The organism is Allobosea sp. BH3, assembly GCF_025499465.1.
Taxonomy (GTDB): domain Bacteria; phylum Pseudomonadota; class Alphaproteobacteria; order Rhizobiales; family Beijerinckiaceae; genus Allobosea.
Genome location: NZ_JAIMCA010000003.1, coordinates 586,412 through 603,403, shown reverse-complemented (window position 1 = coordinate 603,403; position 16,992 = coordinate 586,412). Strand labels below are relative to the sequence as shown.

Genomic DNA, 16,992 nt, shown 5'->3' with positions numbered 1-16,992 from the left:
GCAATCGCCGGCTTCGCTGGAGCAGGCAAGAACGGGCGGGGGCAATGCGGTTCGGCTATTGCGAAAGACTGGACGGGGGCTTCTGGGCCGAGCCCGTCAACGCGGTGACCAATGCCGCCTTCCTCGTCGCGGCGCTCACGGCCCTGTTGCTCTGGCGACGGCGGGGCGGAGGCGACCGGACCGTGCTCGTCCTGATCCTGCTGGTCTTCGCCATCGGGATCGGCTCCTTCCTGTTCCACACCATGCCGAACGGCCGGACGGTCCTGGCCGATGTCGTGCCGATCCAGCTCTTCGCCTTCGGCTATTTCGCCTTCGCGCTGCGGCGCTATCTTAGCGCCTCCGGCCTCGTGACGGCGGCCGGGACGCTCGCCTTCTTCGGCCTCGGTCTGGCGTTGTCATGGGCCGGGCGCGCGCTCCTGCCGATGCCGGCGTCCGGCTCTGCGGGCTATGCCGCTTTTCTCCTCGGCCTCTTCGGCATCGCGGCTGCCTTGCCGGCCGCGCTCAGCCGCCAGCGCAGGCTTCTCGGGCTCGCCGGGGTCGCCTTCGCCGTTTCCCTGACGATGCGCAGCATCGATTTCGCGGTCTGCGCCGGGCTACCGCTCGGCACGCACTGGCTCTGGCACCTGCTCAATGCGCTGGTGCTCTACTGGCTGCTGCGCGCGGCGGTGCTTTCCGGCGAAGATCGCCGTCAGGCTTCCGGAAGCTGACGCCTGACGACGGCGATCTCCGCGGCGGAGCACACCTCGATGTCCACCACGGCGATGTCGGGCCGGTCGATCGCGGGATAGGTCCGTTCCGGCTCGCGCTGCACGAATACGAGGCTCGCCAGAGCCGGGTGACCGGCAAGGCGGGAATGAGCCAAAGCGGGCTCCATCGCGCCCGGCAGCACCAGATGGACGCTGCGCCCACCCTCCATGCAGGCCTGCAGGTCGCCGAGGCTGAACAGGCCGAGCGGCAGAAGCTCGACGCCGGTCAGCAGCGCCATGCCGGGCCCGCTCGCCAGCGCCGCGAGGTCCCCGCCGATCAGCGCCGTGACGATGCGCGAGGATGTCGTCGGCTTCAGCGCCCGCGAGATTTCGAGTGCCTTGCCGAGCACCGCGCGCTCCGACACCCGCGCCGGAGCATCGAAGGCGTTGGCGTCTATGACCTGAAGCTCCGGCCGCTCCAGCCTGTCGGGCAACGGGTGCAGCTCCGCGCTCCCCATGAGCGTATCGAGCGGCGCGACGCCGTCCGGCACGTCGGGGCCGAAGCCGCCGACGAAGCGCGTGCTGAAGGCGCGCATGGCGAGGTTGCGCAGCGTGAGCAAGGGCCGCTCCGGTCCGAAGCGGCTGACGCCGAGCGCCATCACCGCGCCGGAGGCTTCGATCAGCTTGAGCAGTTCCAGCTCGTTGGCGTGCAGCGGCAGCATCAACGGGGACAGGCCCGCCCTGAGGCTCGCCAGGATCGCGACGACCGCTTCCGGCCCGAGCGGCGCCAGGATCGCGACGCTGGCGCCGGGCTGGCCCTTGTTGATAGAAAGTAGCCGCGCCAACCGGTCGATGCGCTGCTCCAGTTGGAGGAAATTGACCGAGGCCGGCTGGATGTCGCTCCAGCCGCGCCGCCCCGGCGGGTCGCGCAACGCTGCGTCGTAACCGCGTCCTCGCGTCAGCGCGCCGAGCAGCGTATCGAGATCGAGCCCGTCGAGCAGGGCGGAAGCTTCGTCCTGTTCGGCCCGCATCGACTACCTCAGTTCGCCGGTGCCGGCGCGGCCGGGAGGCGCGCCAGCGTTTCGTTGGATAGGAAATAGGCCGGCTGGCGCCCCGCCATCACCACGCCGCGCGACAATGCGAGCCAGGTGTCGGGCAGGTAGTAGAGCGGCACGACGTAGAAGCCGGAGATCAGCAGCCGGTCGAGGGTGCGCGCGGCGGCGACGAAATCCTCACGCGCCCGCGCCGCCAAAAGCGCCTGCAGCGCCGCGTCGACCGCGGGCGACTTCACGCCGGCATAGTTGAGCGAGCCCTTGCGCTCGGCGTTGGCCGCGCCCCAGCGGCCGATCTGTTCGTTGCCGGGCGAGGCCGATGCCGGCCAGGTCCACTGGATCATGTCGAAATCGAAGGCGGAGAGCCGCCGCCAGTACTGCACGTCGTCGATCAACCGGACATTGGCCGTGATGCCGAGCCGGGAGAGCGATTGCGCGAAGTTCAGCGCCAGCCGCTCCTGTGGCCGGCTGGTCACGGTGATCTCGAAGGCGAAGGGCTCGCCCCCGGCACTCTTCAGCACCCCGTCCTGCAGCGCATAGCCCGCGGCCTTCAGCAGTTCGAGCGCCCTGCGCGCCTGCTCGCGGTCGCGGCCCGAGCCGTCGCTCTCCGCCGGCTTCCAGGCGCCGCTCAGAATGTCCTCGCGCACGCTGCCCGGAAACGGTGCCAGCAGCGCCTTCTCGCGCGCATCGGCCGGCACACCCAGCGCCGAAAGGCCGGAATCCGAGAAGAAGCTGCCGGCGCGGCGATAGACCCCGTAGAACAGGTTGCGGTTGACCCATTCGAAATCGAACAGCAGCCCCAGCGCCTCGCGGACGCGGATATCGGCGAAGATCGGCCGGCGCGTGTTGAAGACCAGCCCGGTCATGCCCTTCGGCGTGTCGAAATGCAGCGTATGCCGCGCGATCCGCCCGTCATGGACCGCAGGGATGTCGTAACCGCTCATCCAGCGCGTCGGGTCGCCTTCGAGCCGGACATCGTAGAGTCCGGCCTTGAACGCCTCGAACAGCGCGTTCGAGTCCCGGTAGAAGTCGTAGCGGATCTCCTCGGCATTGAAGAGGCCGCGCATCAGCGGCAGATCCTCGGCCCAGAAGTCCTTGCGCCGCTTCAGCGTCAGCGCTTCACCGGGCCGGACCTCGCTGACCAGATAGGGGCCGGAGCCGAGGGCGGGCTTGAAGCTGGTGTCGCCAAAGGTCTCGGCATTGGTGGCGTGTTTGGCGAAGATCGGCAGTGAGCCGATCACCAGCGGCAATTCGCGGTTCGATCCATCGCCGAGCTCGAACTCGACGCGCCTCGGCGAGGGGGCCGAGGCCTTGGTGATCCGCGCGAGGCTGGAGCGGTGGAAAGGCTTGCCCTTGGTCTTCAGCATCTCGACGGTGAAGAGAACGTCCTCCGCCGTCACTGGCGCGCCGTCCGAGAAGGTGGCGCGCGGGTCGATCTCGAAGGCCAGTCGCGTGCGGTCTGCGTTGAGCTCTACCTTGGAAGCAAGCAGTCCATAGGCGGTGAAGGGCTCGTCGGCCGAGCGGAAGAGCAGGCTCTGCTGCACGTATTTCGGCACGGCATCGGGCGCGACGCCGAGCACGACCAGCGGGTTCAGGCTGTCGAAAGTGCCCTGGATGCCGAAGGTGATGCGTCCGCCCCTCGGCGCGGCGGGGTCGGCATAGGGCAGATGCGCGAAGCCCGGAGGCAGCGCGGGCTCGCCATGCATGGCGATGGCATGCGTGGCCGGCGCCGAATCGGCCAGCACCGAACGGCCCGCCGGAACGGCGAGCAGCGTCATGACGAGCATGAGGCCGGCCCTGCGACGCGTCGTCGCCAAGGCCTTTCGAAGCAAATCCATCGCGCAACCTGATTCCCTGACTGAGAATAGCATGGGCTCAGCAGGGTCACGCAGCCATTCCGGCAGGAAAGCGGCGGACGGAGTCATTTCGGTTCTGTCTCCGCCCAGGGCCAAAACCGGGTTCCACTTTTCGGGCCGATGCTCTAAAGGCGGGGCAGGGTGTCATTCAAACGCCTCAATCACATCGAATGTGCGCAGGCTTGCGGTGGCCGGCGCCGGGATGCGATTGGGCCGCCGGCGGTGACGCGCGCGGCTTTGCGAAGTCGTGATCCCCCGAGATTCGACTGATAAGGAAAGACCCAGGAATGTCCGCTTCGTTTCGCCTGTCATCCTGCGCCCTGGGGCTCGTCCTCAGCGCGGCCGTCGGCCTCTCCCCCATCGCCGCCTTCGCCCAGGCGCCGGCCCAGCGCCCGGCCACTCCGGCGCGTCCGGCCACCCCTCCCGCGCAGCAGCCCGCCGCCCCGGCGCAGGGCCAGGCCGCAGCCCCCGCCGGCCCCACCGTCGTTCAGGTGAAGCCGGAGCCGTCCCAGACGAGCTGGACCAAGGTCTGCGGCAAGGACCAGGGCGCCAACAAGGAAATCTGCTACACCACCCGCGACTTCGTCTCGGACCAGGGGCAGCCGGTGCTCGCCGTCGCGGTCTATGACGTGAAGGGCGACCCGAACAAGATCGTGCGCTTCCTGATGCCGCTCGGCCTGCTGCTGCAGCCCGGCATCCGCTTCGGCGTCGACACCGCCCAGCCGACCGGCGGCCGCTATGCGATCTGCTTCCCGAACGGCTGCTTCGCCGAGGCGCAGGTCAAGGACGACATGATCAACGCCATGAAGAAGGGCACGAACATGAACGTCAGCGTCCAGAACCAGGGCGGGCGTGAGGTGTCGTTCTCCATCCCGCTGGCCGATTTCGCCAAGGGCTTCGACGGCGCGCCGATCGACCCGAAGGTTCTGGAAGAGCAGCAGAAGCAGCTCCAGGACGAGCTCGCCAAGCGCCAGGAAGAACTGCGCCAGCGTCTCGGTGCCGGCGGTGCCAACGCCGCTCCGGGCGGCGCGGCGCCTGCGCCGGGGGCTGCTCCCGCTCCCGCTCCGAAGCCCTGATCGGGCTCAACGGAACTCGGAATATAGAAAGGGCCGGTCCGCGAGGACCGGCCCTTTTCGTTTGATCTGTGGGGGAGCGCAACGCGCCGTCATGCTCGGGCCTGCCCCGAGCATCTCCTGCCGGATGGAGCTCCCGCGCCTTCTGGTCCGGAGATTCCCGATCAAGCCTGCGACTGACGCGCGCGGTCAGGTCCGGCTCAGTTCAGCTCGCCGCGGTCGATCAGATAATGGCCCTTGCGGTCGCGCCGGAAGAATTCCTTCGCGCGCGGATGCCGGACAGGCGTTCCGGACTCGTCGCTGACGAGGTTCTGCTCGGAGACATAGGCCACATATTCCGTCTCCTCGTTCTCGGCGAAGAGATGGTAGAACGGCTGGTCCTTCGACGGACGCATGTTCTCCGGGATCGCCATCCACCATTCCTCGGTGTTCGAGAAGACCGGGTCCACATCAAAGATCACCCCCCGGAAGGGGTAGATCCGGTGCTTGACCACCTGGCCGATCCTGAATTTGGCGGAACGCGACTGCATCTTTCTGTTGTGCCCGTACTCGAACGACGCCGACGCGGCGCCTGCACCTTTATTACGCTGCTGCGATTGCGTGAGGATTGCGTCGCAAATGCGTCGAGATCAATTGGGTATTTGGAGCGATCCATCACAATCCGTATCGCTGGGCGAGATCGGGGTCGCGCGCGGCGACCTGCGTGGCGAGGTCGACGATGACCTTGGCCTGCTTCCAGGTGGCGTCGTCCTGCATCTTGCCGTCGATCATCACGGCGCCCGAACCGTCAGGCATCGCCTCGATGATGCGCTGGGCGAAGGCGACCTCGGCCGGGTCCGGGCTGAACACGCGCTTGGCGATGTCGATCTGGGAGGGGTGCAGCGTCCAGGCGCCCGCGCAGCCGAGCAGGAAGGCGTTGCGGAACTGCGCCTCGCAGGCGGCCGCATCGGCGAAATCCCCGAACGGGCCGTAGAATGGCTTGATGCCGGCAGCGGCGCAGGCATCGACCATCTTGGCGAGGGTGTAGTGCCAGAGATCCTGCTGTGCGACGGCCCGCGCGCCGCCATCGGGGGAGGGGTCTGCGATCACCTTGTAGTCCGGGTGGCCGCCGCCGACGCGTGTCGTCTTCATCGCGCGCGAGGCAGCGAGATCCGCGGGGCCGAGGCTCATGCCGTGCATGCGGGGCGAGGCGGTGGCGATCGCCTCGACATTCTTCACGCCCTCGGCCGTCTCCAGGATGGCGTGGATCATGATCGGCTTCGGCAGGGTATGGCGCGCCTCGAACTGGGCGAGCAGTTGGTCGACATAGTGAATGTCCCACGGCCCCTCGACCTTGGGCACCATCACCACGTCGAGCTTGCCGCCGATCTCGGCCATGATCGCGGTGATGTCGTCGAGGAACCAGGGCGAGTTCAGCGCATTGACGCGGGTCCACAGGCCCGTCTTGCCGAAATCCACGGCCTTGCCCATCGTAATGAAGCCCTCGCGGGCCGCCTGCTTGGCGTCGACCGGGATTGCATCCTCGAGATTGCCGAGCACGATGTCGACCTGCGGTGCGAGCTCGCCCACCTTGACGCGCACCTTCTCCAGATGCGGCGGCACGAAATGGATCATGCGCTCGAGCCTGAGCGGCAGCTCGCGGAAGGGCTCCGGCGCGCCGATGGCGAGCGGGCGGAAGAACTGGCGCGGCGTCCTGGTCGTCATCGGGCGGGTCCTGTTGCAGCGCAACGAGTGTGAATCAGCCCGCCCGGCGCGTCCATGGTTCTTTCGCAGGCGGCGATGGGATGTGATGCCTAGGCTTAAATTCGCAATTATATACGTGACAAAGCAGAAAAAATGCCTAATGATTCCGGGCGACAGGCCGGCATAGAGCTACGTGAGATAGAGATCACGCCCGAGATGATCGAGGCGGGGGCCGGCGTCATCGTAGATTGCTGCGATGCGGCCCCCGGCATTGCTGAGGAGATAGCCCGCGAGGTCTTTTTGGTTATGGGAGCTCTGGAAGGTCGCAGATCCGATTTTCAACGTCCCGAACCTGATCCTCAAACGAGGAAAAGTGTTTCCTGATCTCATGTATCTGGGCAGAGACGTATGCGTATTTCACGTCGCCGCTGGTGGGACGTTTCCCCGATGCAAATAGTCCAGGTTGAAGGTAGTGACCAAGCCACCTGTTATTGTCGTCATCTCGGGGGTAAACCCTACCATGAGCAATTTCATTCCGGCGGGCGCTGAATCTAGCGGCATCCTTGAGAATTTTGTTTAGGTGGGTCTTCAATTGTGGCTCGTTCCGATTATGGAAGAAGCCTTCCCCGGCCGCCGATACCATGTCTGACCTGCCCTTGAAGCTGACTACGGAGCCGTAGGCCCGAATAGCAGGGTGAGGCGACGGCCATTCTTGAAAGCCGCCTACGAAGGCTACGAAGATGTCGGCAAAAGCCTGCTCAACGCCCTCCCAGGCATCTAGCGCCATGCCAACGGCGAGATGAATGTCTTTCCGCTCCATATCCCCAGTTGGTAGGATCGGCGGAACGTCCCAAGGGTTAGTGATGGTCATGGCTAGCAAGCCTCAATCAGAAGACGAGAAGCGCCGCGACGAGGTGTTGAAGCGGATGCTAGCGACGCCGCCGAAGCCGCATGACGATTCGAAACGGCCTCAAAAGCCCGTCAAGGAAACAAAGAAGGAATCCAACACAAAGACCGATTGACGCTCTCGACCGCAGTTTGCGAAGTTATAAGTGGCGACCGCGGCTGGACTCGAACCAGCACCTGAGGGATACGAAACCACACGCTCTTTCCAGTTGAGCTACGCGGCCACCACAGCGAGGGCCGGGTGTCGCAAGCACCCGGCCTTTTGATTCCCGCCATCGATGATGGGAACACGTGCGGAACAAAAAGCCGAGTCCGCCCCCGCGAGGCATCCACATGATTCACCGCGTTGACTGACGCTTACGTAGCAAGCGCTTCGCTTTCTGCTTAAGCGAGCGCGGCGCCACCAATCCGCCGATAGGTCAGGCGCTTGCCGTCGATGCCCTTCAAGGCATTGTCGCGGCGCTCAACGTCGCTGACGCCAAGCTTGGTGCGGTTGTTGTAGCGGAAGTCGAACTCCGCGAGGTAGCGGAACAGATGCTTCTCAGCGCAGTGCTGATAGACGCCCTTCATGCCGCGCTTGAAGACGGAGAAGAAGCCTTCGACGGTGTTGGTGTGAACCACGCCGCGGACGTATTCGTTGGCCGTGTGCTTCACCGTCTCATGGGCAGCGAACTCGGTTCCGGTCTTCGTGTAGAGCTTGCTTTCGTCGGTATGGAGGGAAGACGAGCGGCGAACGTTGGTGACGACGATCTCGCGGACGGTCGTAGCGTCCGCGCTGTTGACGTGGAAGGAACGGACGGAGCCGCCGCGTTCGACCAGGGCGACAACGGCGCGTTTGCTGCCCAAGCCAGCCTTGCCGCGCTTCGTGCGCTTGGTGACGGTTTCCTTGTCACCGAAATAGGTTTCGTCGGCTTCGATGATCTGGCCTTCGCCGCCCATCGGTTCCGGGTTCTCGTCGCGCATGGCCTCGCGGATGCGGTGAGCCATGAACCAAGCGGTCTTGTAGGTGACGCTAAGCATGCGGTGGAGCTGGTGAGCGCTCATGCCCTTCTTGCTGGCGCACATGAGGTGAACGGCCAGCATCCACTTGTTGAGCGGGATCTTGGAGCGCTCGAAGACGGTGCCGACAGTCACGGTGAACTGCTCGCGGCATTCGGCGCACTGATAGAGGCCGACGCGATGAGCCTTGCCCTTCAGCGCCGCGATGCGGGAAGGATCGGCATTGCCGCAATGCGGGCAGGTCGCGCCGTTCGGCCAGCGCTGGGCTTCCAGATGCTCGCGGGCCTTGTCGGCATCGGTGAAAATCGGGTTGTCGAGTGCGCCAGCCATTGCCTTGCTCCTATGGCTTAGGATCATAGGCCTATGATCTGCTTTGTCAAGTATATAAATGTGCTTAAATTCCTTGGACCGCGCATGGGATTTCATGCCTAGGTATAATCTCCGCCCCTGCATGCTGGGGAGGGGCGCCCGGCGGCAATGGCCTTGCTCGGAGGGTGCGAGGCGCTAGATGCTGGAGGCCAGACTGTCCGGCCCGCCGCGGTCGCCGGAACTGAAGCGTCAGGATCGATCGCAGCCCCTATGGCCGACCTCGTCAATATCTTCAATCTGGTTGCGCCGTTCTTCGGGTTGATCCTGCTTGGCTTCGCCATTGGACGCTACAAGCAACTGCCGGAGTCGGGGCTCGCCTGGCTGCAGTTCTTCCTGATCTATGTCGCGCTGCCGCCGCTGTTCTACCGGCTGATCGCCGACAAGCCACTGAGCGAGCTGGCGAACTGGCGCTTCATCGCCGGCACGACGCTCGCCACCTTCTGCGCCTTCTGCCTGTCATTCGTGCTCGGCTATCGGTTCACGAAGGGCGACATGCCCCAGTCGGTGATGCAGGGGATGGCCGGCTCCTACTCGAATATCGGCTATATGGGGCCGCCGCTGATCCTGGCCGCGCTCGGGCCGGACGCCAGCGCGGCCGTGGTGCTGGTCTTCGTCTTCGACAGCATCCTGCTGTTCTCGCTGGTGCCCTTCCTGATGGCGCTGGGTGGCGTCGAGAAGAAGAGCGTGCTCGCCACCGCCCGCGAGGTGGTCTGGCGGGTGCTGACCCACCCTTTCAACGTCGCGACGCTGCTCGGCGTGCTGGCGAGCTTCATGAAGTTCCAGCTGCCGGAGGTGGCCGACAAGATGACGCTCTGGCTGCAGCAGGCGGCTGCGCCCTGCGCGCTTTTCCTGCTCGGCGTCACCGTGGCGCTGCGCCCGCTGAAGAGCGTGCCCGCCGAGGTGCCGGCGCTGGTCGCGATCAAGCTGTTGCTGCATCCGCTGCTGGTCTGGGTGCTGCTCTCGGCCATCGGCGGCGTTCCGGCGCAATGGGTCTACACCGCGATCATCATGGCGGCGCTGCCGCCTGCGCTGAACATCTTCGTCGTCTCGACGCAGTATCGCGTCGGCGTCGAGCGCGCCTCGGCCTGCCTGCTGATCGGCACGATCGTCTCGATGATCACGCTGCCGGGCTTCCTGTGGCTGGTGAAGACGGGCAGGATCACGGCCGATCTCTTTCACTAGGGCCGGATACGCCATCCGCCTCCGAGAGCCTGAGGTGCCGATGCTGCCGCTGGACGATCTTCTGGTCCTGGATTTTTCGACGCTGCTGCCGGGGCCGCTCGCGAGCCTGTTCCTGGCCGAGGCGGGTGCCCGTATCGTCAAATTCGAGCGGCCGGGCGGGGAGGACATGCGCGGCTTCCCGCCGCGCTTCGGCGAGACCTCCGCCCCCTTCGCCGTGCTCAACCGCGGCAAGGAGAGCGTCGAGCTCGACCTCAAGGCCTCCGACGCGCTGGCGCGGCTCAAGCCCCTGATCGAGAAGGCCGACATCCTGATCGAGCAGTTCCGGCCGGGCGTGATGGAGCGGCTCGGCTTCGGCTATGAGGCGCTGAAGGCGCTCAATCCGCGCCTGATCTACTGCTCGATCAGCGGCTACGGCCAGCATGGCCCGAGGGCGCAGGAGGCCGGCCACGACATCAACTATCAGGCGCTCGGCGGGCTGCTCGGGCAATCGCTGAAGCGCGACGGCGCCGCGCCGCTGCCGCCGCCGCTCGTCGCCGACATTGCCGGCGGCACCATGCCGGCGGTCATCAACATCCTGCTGGCGCTGCGCCAGCGCGAGCGCAGCGGGCAGGGCTGCCATCTCGACATCGCCATGGCGGACGCCATGCCGACCTTCGCCTGGTACGGGCTGGCACAGGGACAGGCCACGGGCTCCTTCCCCGATGGCGGCGAGGGGCTGCTGACGGGCGCAAGCCCGCGCTACGGCCTCTATGCCACGGCCGATGGCTGGTTCCTCGCCGTCGGCGCGTTGGAGCCGAAGTTCTGGCAGGGCTTCTGCGCGGGCATCGACCTCGAGGAGCGGCTGCGCGACGACAGGCGCGATCCCGAAGCGACCCGCGCCGGGATCGCCCGGATCATTGCAGGAGAGAGCGCCGAGCACTGGCGCACCGTCATTGAGCCGCTCGACTGCTGCTGCACGGTGGTGCGCACGCTGGAGGAGGCCGTGAACGACCCCCATGTCACGGCGCGCGGCCTTCTCGATGCCCAGGTCGAGGAGCCGGGCGGCCGGCGCCTCGTCTCGACGCCACTACCGCTCGCGCCCGTCTTCAGGCAGGAGGCGGCGGACCTGCGCCGTGTCACGGCGAGCGGCGCCGATACGGGGAAGGTATTGGGAGAGAGCTGACGAACGGCTGTCATTCCGGGGCTTCGCGAAGCGAAGAACCCGGAACCCACGACCGGGTGCGGCCTGCAATGAGGTGTCGGCCGTCTCACCGGTCGTGGGTTCCGGGTTCGCGCCTGCGGCGCGCTCCGGAATGACAGGTGGTTCCGCCTCAGCCCGCCGCGCCGCCGGCCAGCCCCTGCCGCATCACCAGCCGCCGCAGCGGCCCGATCCGCGAAAGCGCCAGAAGCCCCGCCCCACGCAGCAGGTCGGCCGGCAGCAGGTCGGTGAGCAGGGTGCGGTTGAGCATGTCGACGGCTCCCGTGCGCAGCCGTACATCGGCCTGCCGCGCGCGGTCGTAATCGGCGATCACGCCTTCGCTGCCGGGATCGGAGGCGCCGGCGATGGCTTCGCTCAGCGTCGCGACATCGCGCAGGCCGAGATTGAGCCCCTGCGCGCCGATCGGCGGGAAGACATGCGCGGCTTCGCCGACGAGCGCCATGCGACCGGCGCCGAAGCGCTCCACCGAGAGGCCGCCCATCGGGATCTTGCCACGCGGCCCCGTCACCGTCAGGGCTCCGAGCAGCGACTGCACCTGAGTCTCGACCCGGCGCGCAAAGGTGGCGTCGTCGAGGCCAGCCACCGCTTCCGCCTGCTCGGGCTCGAGCAGCCAGACCAGCGAGGAGCGCCGGCCCGGCAGCGGCACGATGGTGCAGGGGCCCTGGCGCGTATGGAACTCTGTCGAGGTCTCCCGATGGTCGCGTGTGTGCTCGAAGATCGCGGTCAGCGCCACCTGCGGATAGCGCCACTCGCGCGCCTCGATGCCGGCGGCGGCCCGCACCTGCGAATTGCGCCCGTCGGCGCCCACAACGAGCCGGGCGATCAGCGGCGTGAAGCCATCGCCGGCGAGGCGAATTCCAGCGGCTTCCGGCTCGATGGAGCGGACGAAGCCCGGAATCATCCTGACGCCCGGCAGCTCAGCCGCCTTTTCGGCGAGTATCGCGGTCAGGTCGGCGTTCTCGATGTTCCAGCCGAAGGCCTCCAGCCCGATCTCGGAGGCGCGGAACTCGACAGGCGGCTGGCGGAACAGGCTGCCGCTGTCGTCGACGAGGCGCATCACCGCGAGCGGTGCGGATTTCTCGGTCAGCGCGCCCTGCAGGCCGAGCTCTTCGAGGAAGCGCCACGAGCCGTCGAGCAGGGCGACCGTGCGGCCATCGCGCGGCGTCGCGACCGGACCGAGCAGGGCGACGCTGTGTCCCTCCCGGCCGAGTGCGAGCGCGGCTGCCAGGCCCACGGCGCCCGCGCCGACGATGGCGATGTCGATCGGTTCGGCGATTGTTCCGCTCATGCTCTCTGGCTATCCGATGCGGGCTGCGTTCGCCAAGTGGTCAGGCTATGGGGCGCAAAGTCGCAAGCGCGTGTTGCGCGGGCGAGGATGCTGTGTTCGGTGGTCTTGGGTTAGGTTCGGCTATCAAGACTTAGGGAGACATTTCATGGTCAAAGCCATTCGCGCTCACAAGACGGGCGGACCGGAAGTCCTTCAGTTCGAGGACGTCACGCTGCCGCAGCCCGGTCCGGGCGAGATCCTGATGCGCAACCGCGCCATCGGTCTCAACTTCATCGACACCTATTTCCGCTCGGGCCTCTACCCGGCGCCGCAGATGCCCTTCGTGCTCGGCAACGAGAGTGCGGGCGATGTGCTCGCCGTCGGACCCAATGTCACCGCCTTCAAGCCGGGAGACCGCATCGCGGTGGTGTCCGCGCTCGGCGCATATGCCGAGGAACGCATCGTGCCGGCTACGACCGCCGTCGCGCTGCCTGATGCGATTTCCTACGAGGCCGCCGCCAGCATGATGCTGAAAGGCCTGACCGCCGAATACCTGCTGCACCGGACCTATAAGGTGAAGCCGGGCGACACCATCCTCGTCCATGCCGCCGCCGGCGCGACCGGGCTCATCCTCTGCCAATGGGGCAAGGCGCTGGGCGCGACTGTCATCGGCACCGTGGGCTCCAAGGAGAAGGGCGAACTGGCGAAGGCCAATGGCGCCGACCACGTCATCAACTATCGCGAGGAGGATTTCGCTGCCCGCGTGAAGGAGATCACCGGCGGCAAGCTCTGCGACGTGGTCTATGACGGCGTCGGCAAGGACACCTTCATGAAGTCGCTCGACACGCTCAAGCCCTTCGGCCTGATGGCGAGCTTCGGCAACGCTTCCGGCGCGGTCGAGGCCTTCAACCTCGGCATCCTGGCTGCCAAGGGCTCGCTCTACGTGACGCGCCCGACGCTCAACACCCACACCGCCAGCCACGACACCATGATCGCCATGGCGAAGAACCTGTTCGAGACGGTGGCGAGCGGCAAGGTCAAGGTTTCGATGAACGCCACCTTCCCGCTGAAGGACGCCGCCGAGGCGCACCGCCTGCTGGAATCGCGCGGCACGACTGGCTCGACGCTGCTGATCCCGTGATCGTCCAACCGCGTCATGCTCGGGCTTGACCCGAGCATCTCGGAAACTAGCGCTCTCTGGTCCTGAGCTTCTCGGGTCAAGCTAGAGAATGACGCCAAGACACCACATGCGCCCGGAACTCCGGGCGCATTTTTATTCCGGACAATGAACCCGGACGCCGCATGCCGCGACGAATGGCGGTCAGCAGGTTGCTGACGCACCATCCGAGGACGCCGTCGTGGCCAACAAATTCAGGATCGCAGGACTTCTCGCCGTCACGCTGGTTCTCACCGGCGTGGCACTGGCCCAGCAGGGCAACGGGCACTCCGCCGTCGCCGGTCGCGGCGCGGGCGTCGAGGCCCGGCTGGCGAAGCAGGAGCAACTGCGGGTTCCGCGCCCCGTCCGCACCCAGTTCGCCTCCGTCGGCAGCGAGTGCCGCGCCGACATCTGTAACGCACCGCCGAAGCCCGCCGCGACCGAGATCGTTCCGGTCGGCGAATCCTGCAGCAGCCTCGGCACGGCGCGCGACCGCAACGGCCGCCCGATCCGCCGCCTCTGCGCCTTCAACTGACGGAGCCGGGTCGGGAAGGCCACTCGAACCTCAGCCCTCATCCTGAGGAGGCCCGCAGGGCCGTCTCGAAGGATGATCCAGCTGGTTCCGGAGCCTCCTGAACCATCCTTCGAGACGCCATTTCTAACGAAATGGCTCCTCAGGATGAGGGCTCAGGCAACCGCCTCGCTCAGACCGCCGTTCCGTGCAGATCGTAGGCGTCGGCGCGCTCGATCTTCACGGTGACGATGTCGCCCGGCCGCAGCGGCCGCCGGCTCGCCACATAGACATTGCCGTCGATCTCCGGCGCGTCCCATTTCGAGCGGCCCTTGGCCACGGTCGGCCCGGCCTCGTCGATGATGACCGGGATGCGCTTGCCGACTCTGGCCCGGACGATGCGCGCCGAAATCTCGGCTTGCGCCTTCATGAACCGGTGCCAGCGAGATTCCTTCTCCTCCTCAGGAACGAGGGGCAGGCCGAGGTCGTTGGCGGGTGCGCCCTTGACCGGCTCGTATTTGAAGCAGCCGACGCGCTCCAGCTTCGCTTCCTTCAGCCAGTCGAGCAGGAACTGGACGTCCTCTTCGGTCTCGCCGGGGAAGCCGACGATGAAGGTCGAGCGGATGGCGAGATCCGGGCAGATATCGCGCCATTTGCGGATGCGGTCGAGCGTGCGGTCCTGATGCGCCGGGCGCTTCATCGCCTTCAGCACGTTCGGGGAGGCGTGCTGGAACGGGATGTCGAGATAGGGCAGCACCAGCCCTTCCTGCATCAGCGGGATGACCTCGTCGACATGCGGGTAGGGGTAGACGTAGTGGAGGCGCACCCACATGCCCATCTGTCCGAGCTCTTTGGCGAGCTCGAAGAAGCGGGTGCGGACCTCGCGGTCCTTCCACATCGAGGGGGCATATTTGATGTCGAGGCCGTAGGCGCTGGTGTCCTGCGAGATCACCAGCAGCTCCTTGACGCCGGCCTTGGCCAGCTTCTCGGCTTCGCGCAGCACATCGCCGATCGGCCGCGAGACGAGGTCTCCGCGCAGCTTGGGGATGATGCAGAAGGTGCAGCGATTGTTGCAGCCCTCTGAAATCTTGAGATAGGCGTAGTGGCGCGGCGTCAGCTTGACGCCCTGGTCCGGCACGAGATCGACGAAGGGGTCGTGCCTGGGCGGCACCGCCTGATGCACCGCCGAAACGACGCTCTCATAGGCCTGCGGACCGGTGATCGCGAGCACGTTCGGAAAAGCGTCGCGGATCTGCTCCGGCTCGGCGCCCATGCAGCCGGTGACGATGACCTTGCCGTTCTCGGCCATGGCCGAGCCGATCGCTTCCAGCGATTCCGCCTTGGCCGAGTCCAGGAAGCCGCAGGTGTTGACGATGACGAGGTCCGCACCGGCATGGCTCTTCGAAAGCTCGTAGCCCTCGGAGCGCAGCGAGGTGATGATCCGTTCTGAATCGACAAGCGCCTTGGGGCAGCCCAGCGAAACGAAGGAAATTTTCGGCGCGACGGCGTTCATCGGCTGATGGCTCGGTTCATGATGTCAGGAGGCGCCGGCAGCGCGATGTGCCAACGGCGCTTCCTTTGAACCTTTTCAGCCTGTTTGGCAATTCCATCGTCATTGCGAGCGCCGCGAAGCAATCCAGGAGGACTTGGAATTTGGCGGCCCCTGGATTGCTTCGTCGCTGTCGCTCCTCGCAATGACGTTGATACGTCAGGCCGCCTCGACGGTCGCGACGGGCCGCGCCGGATCCTGCGTCCAGTCGGTCATCGAGCCGTCGTAGAGCGCGACCTCGTCGCGGCCGAGAACCTCCGACAGCACGAACCAGTTCGAGGATGCCGTATGGCCGGTGTTGCAGTAGGAGACCACCGGTCCCTCGGGCACGGCGGCGTAAAGCTTCAGCAGTTCGGCGGGGGGCCTGAGCTTGCCACTGCCGGGCTCGAAGGCGCCGCTATAGTCCCGCGAGATCGCGCCGGGGATATGGCCGGCCCGCATCGCCTCTGCGGCCTTCTCGCGCCCCTCGAAATAGCTGGCGGCGCGCGCATCGACGAGGCTCGCCTGCTTGCTGCGCGAGGCGACGAGGGTGGCGTCCGCGGTGCTACGCAACTGCTGCTTGGCGACGACGGGGTAGGGGGCCGCGCTGTTCGGCTTCGACGGCCCGCTCTCGACCGCTCGGCCGGGATCGGCCGTCCAGCCCTTGAAGCCGCCGTCGAGCACCGCCTGCTGGCCGTGGCCGATGAACTTCAGCGTCCAATAGACCCGCGCCGCGGCGGCGAAGTCGTTCGGGGCGCTGCCGGCCGAGACGATGACCACATCGCTCTCGGGCAGGATGCCGAGCCGGCCCGCCAGCGCGGCAAGATGGGGAAGCGGCGGCAGCATGCCCGGCGCATTGCCGACCTTGGCGCGCCAGCCATCGGCGGCGTAGTCGGAATGCACGGAGCCGGGAACATGTCCGGCCTCGAACGCGTCCCGGCCGCCATCGGCGGTGGTCCGGATGTCGACGATGACGAGCTTCGGATCGCCAAGCCGTGCGGCCAGCGCCTGTGGCGTGATGAGTCCCGAGAATTCGTTTTCGCTCATGCAGCGGCCTCCTTCTGCAGTTCGTCGATCACTTCGAGGCTGTAGTCCATCTCGGCCGTCGCCCCGAGCATGATCGAAGCCGAGCAGTACTTTTCCTTCGACAATGTGACGGCGCGTTCGGCCTTCGCCTGCGACAGCCCCTTGCCGGTAATGCGGTAGGAGAGGTGGATCTTGGTGAACACCTTGGGATCGGTCGTGGCGCGCTCCGCCTCGACTTCGACCTCGCAGCCGGTGACGTTCTCGCGGCCCTTCTTGAGCATGCTGACGACGTCGAAGCCTGTGCAGCCGGCAAGCCCGATCAGCAGCATCTCCATCGGCCGGATGCCGAGATTGCGCCCGCCATATTCCGGCGCGCCGTCCATGATCATGGCGTGCCCGCTGCCGGACTCGCCCATGAAGGCCATGCCATCAACCCATTTCGCGCGTGCTTTCATCGCGATCTCCAACAGAAGCGCCGCCGGCCGGAGAGCGTCCGCCGG

Annotated in this window: 16 protein-coding genes and 1 tRNA gene; 6 read left to right on the top strand and 11 right to left on the bottom strand. The window is 66.4% G+C overall.

Annotated elements, in window-relative coordinates:
- Nucleotides 1–44: 44 nt before the first annotated feature.
- Nucleotides 45–707, top strand: a complete 663-nt coding sequence (locus BoBH3_RS11705; RefSeq protein WP_262330960.1) for a ceramidase domain-containing protein — start codon at nucleotides 45–47, stop codon at nucleotides 705–707.
- Here BoBH3_RS11705 and BoBH3_RS11700 read toward each other — a convergent pair.
- Both BoBH3_RS11700 and BoBH3_RS11695 read right to left on the bottom strand, forming a co-directional pair.
- Nucleotides 689–1,717 carry an AMP-binding protein gene (locus BoBH3_RS11700; protein WP_262330959.1) on the bottom strand — a complete coding sequence of 343 codons (1,029 nt, stop codon included), beginning with the start codon at nucleotides 1,715–1,717 and terminating at the stop codon, nucleotides 689–691. The genes BoBH3_RS11705 and BoBH3_RS11700 overlap by 19 nt on opposite strands.
- 8 nt (nucleotides 1,718–1,725) lie before the next feature.
- Nucleotides 1,726–3,555 carry an extracellular solute-binding protein gene (locus BoBH3_RS11695; protein WP_262330958.1) on the bottom strand — a complete coding sequence of 610 codons (1,830 nt, stop codon included), beginning with the start codon at nucleotides 3,553–3,555 and terminating at the stop codon, nucleotides 1,726–1,728.
- Between the two features lie 326 nt (nucleotides 3,556–3,881).
- Between BoBH3_RS11695 and BoBH3_RS11690 the strand changes: the two genes are divergently transcribed.
- A complete protein-coding gene (locus BoBH3_RS11690; protein ID WP_262330957.1) occupies nucleotides 3,882–4,670 on the top strand; it encodes an invasion associated locus B family protein in 789 nt (262 codons plus the stop codon).
- Nucleotides 4,671–4,867: 197 nt separating this feature from the next.
- On the opposite strand, the gene hspQ is transcribed toward BoBH3_RS11690, so the two are convergent.
- From hspQ to BoBH3_RS11665, 5 genes are all read right to left on the bottom strand, one after another.
- The gene (gene hspQ / locus BoBH3_RS11685; RefSeq protein WP_262330956.1) at nucleotides 4,868–5,197 is read right to left on the bottom strand and encodes a heat shock protein HspQ; all 330 of its coding nucleotides are present in this window, start codon (nucleotides 5,195–5,197) and stop codon (nucleotides 4,868–4,870) included.
- 124 nt (nucleotides 5,198–5,321) lie between these two features.
- Nucleotides 5,322–6,371, bottom strand: a complete 1,050-nt coding sequence (locus tag BoBH3_RS11680; protein WP_262330955.1) for an HpcH/HpaI aldolase/citrate lyase family protein — start codon at nucleotides 6,369–6,371, stop codon at nucleotides 5,322–5,324.
- Between the two features lie 283 nt (nucleotides 6,372–6,654).
- Nucleotides 6,655–7,221 (bottom strand): hypothetical protein, encoded by a 567-nt coding sequence (locus BoBH3_RS11675; RefSeq protein WP_262330954.1) that lies wholly within the window; start codon nucleotides 7,219–7,221, stop codon nucleotides 6,655–6,657.
- Between the two features lie 182 nt (nucleotides 7,222–7,403).
- Nucleotides 7,404–7,480 (bottom strand) — tRNA-OTHER (locus tag BoBH3_RS11670).
- Nucleotides 7,481–7,640: 160 nt separating this feature from the next.
- Nucleotides 7,641–8,585, bottom strand: coding sequence for an IS1595 family transposase (locus tag BoBH3_RS11665; RefSeq protein WP_262330953.1), 945 nt, complete (start codon nucleotides 8,583–8,585; stop codon nucleotides 7,641–7,643).
- A 249-nt stretch (nucleotides 8,586–8,834) separates the two neighbouring features.
- On the opposite strand from BoBH3_RS11665, the gene BoBH3_RS11660 reads away from it, so the two are divergent.
- Nucleotides 8,835–9,806, top strand: coding sequence for an AEC family transporter (locus BoBH3_RS11660; RefSeq protein ID WP_262330952.1), 972 nt, complete (start codon nucleotides 8,835–8,837; stop codon nucleotides 9,804–9,806).
- Between the two features lie 40 nt (nucleotides 9,807–9,846).
- A complete protein-coding gene (locus BoBH3_RS11655; protein WP_262330951.1) occupies nucleotides 9,847–10,968 on the top strand; it encodes a CaiB/BaiF CoA transferase family protein in 1,122 nt (373 codons plus the stop codon).
- A gap of 148 nt (nucleotides 10,969–11,116) precedes the next feature.
- Here BoBH3_RS11655 and BoBH3_RS11650 read toward each other — a convergent pair whose 3' ends face one another.
- Entirely contained in the window at nucleotides 11,117–12,292 is a 1,176-nt protein-coding gene (locus BoBH3_RS11650; RefSeq protein ID WP_262330950.1) for a UbiH/UbiF family hydroxylase, read from the bottom strand.
- Nucleotides 12,293–12,437: 145 nt separating this feature from the next.
- Here BoBH3_RS11650 and BoBH3_RS11645 point away from each other — a divergent pair, with 145 nt between their 5' ends.
- Together BoBH3_RS11645 and BoBH3_RS11640 are read left to right on the top strand one after the other, a co-directional pair.
- Nucleotides 12,438–13,412 carry a quinone oxidoreductase family protein gene (locus BoBH3_RS11645; RefSeq protein WP_262330949.1) on the top strand — a complete coding sequence of 325 codons (975 nt, stop codon included), beginning with the start codon at nucleotides 12,438–12,440 and terminating at the stop codon, nucleotides 13,410–13,412.
- A gap of 217 nt (nucleotides 13,413–13,629) precedes the next feature.
- On the top strand, nucleotides 13,630–13,962 hold the full coding sequence (locus BoBH3_RS11640; RefSeq protein WP_262330948.1) for a hypothetical protein: 333 nt from the start codon (nucleotides 13,630–13,632) through the stop codon (nucleotides 13,960–13,962).
- Nucleotides 13,963–14,131: 169 nt separating this feature from the next.
- Here the strand turns inward: BoBH3_RS11640 and rimO are convergent, their stop codons facing one another.
- From rimO to BoBH3_RS11625, 3 genes are all read right to left on the bottom strand, one after another.
- Entirely contained in the window at nucleotides 14,132–15,451 is a 1,320-nt protein-coding gene (gene rimO, locus BoBH3_RS11635) for a 30S ribosomal protein S12 methylthiotransferase RimO (protein ID WP_262330947.1), read from the bottom strand.
- Nucleotides 15,452–15,646: 195 nt separating this feature from the next.
- Nucleotides 15,647–16,513, bottom strand: coding sequence for a sulfurtransferase (locus BoBH3_RS11630; protein ID WP_262330946.1), 867 nt, complete (start codon nucleotides 16,511–16,513; stop codon nucleotides 15,647–15,649).
- Entirely contained in the window at nucleotides 16,510–16,947 is a 438-nt protein-coding gene (locus tag BoBH3_RS11625; protein WP_262330945.1) for an OsmC family protein, read from the bottom strand. Before BoBH3_RS11625 ends, BoBH3_RS11630 begins: the two co-directional genes overlap by 4 nt.
- Nucleotides 16,948–16,992 lie beyond the last annotated feature (45 nt).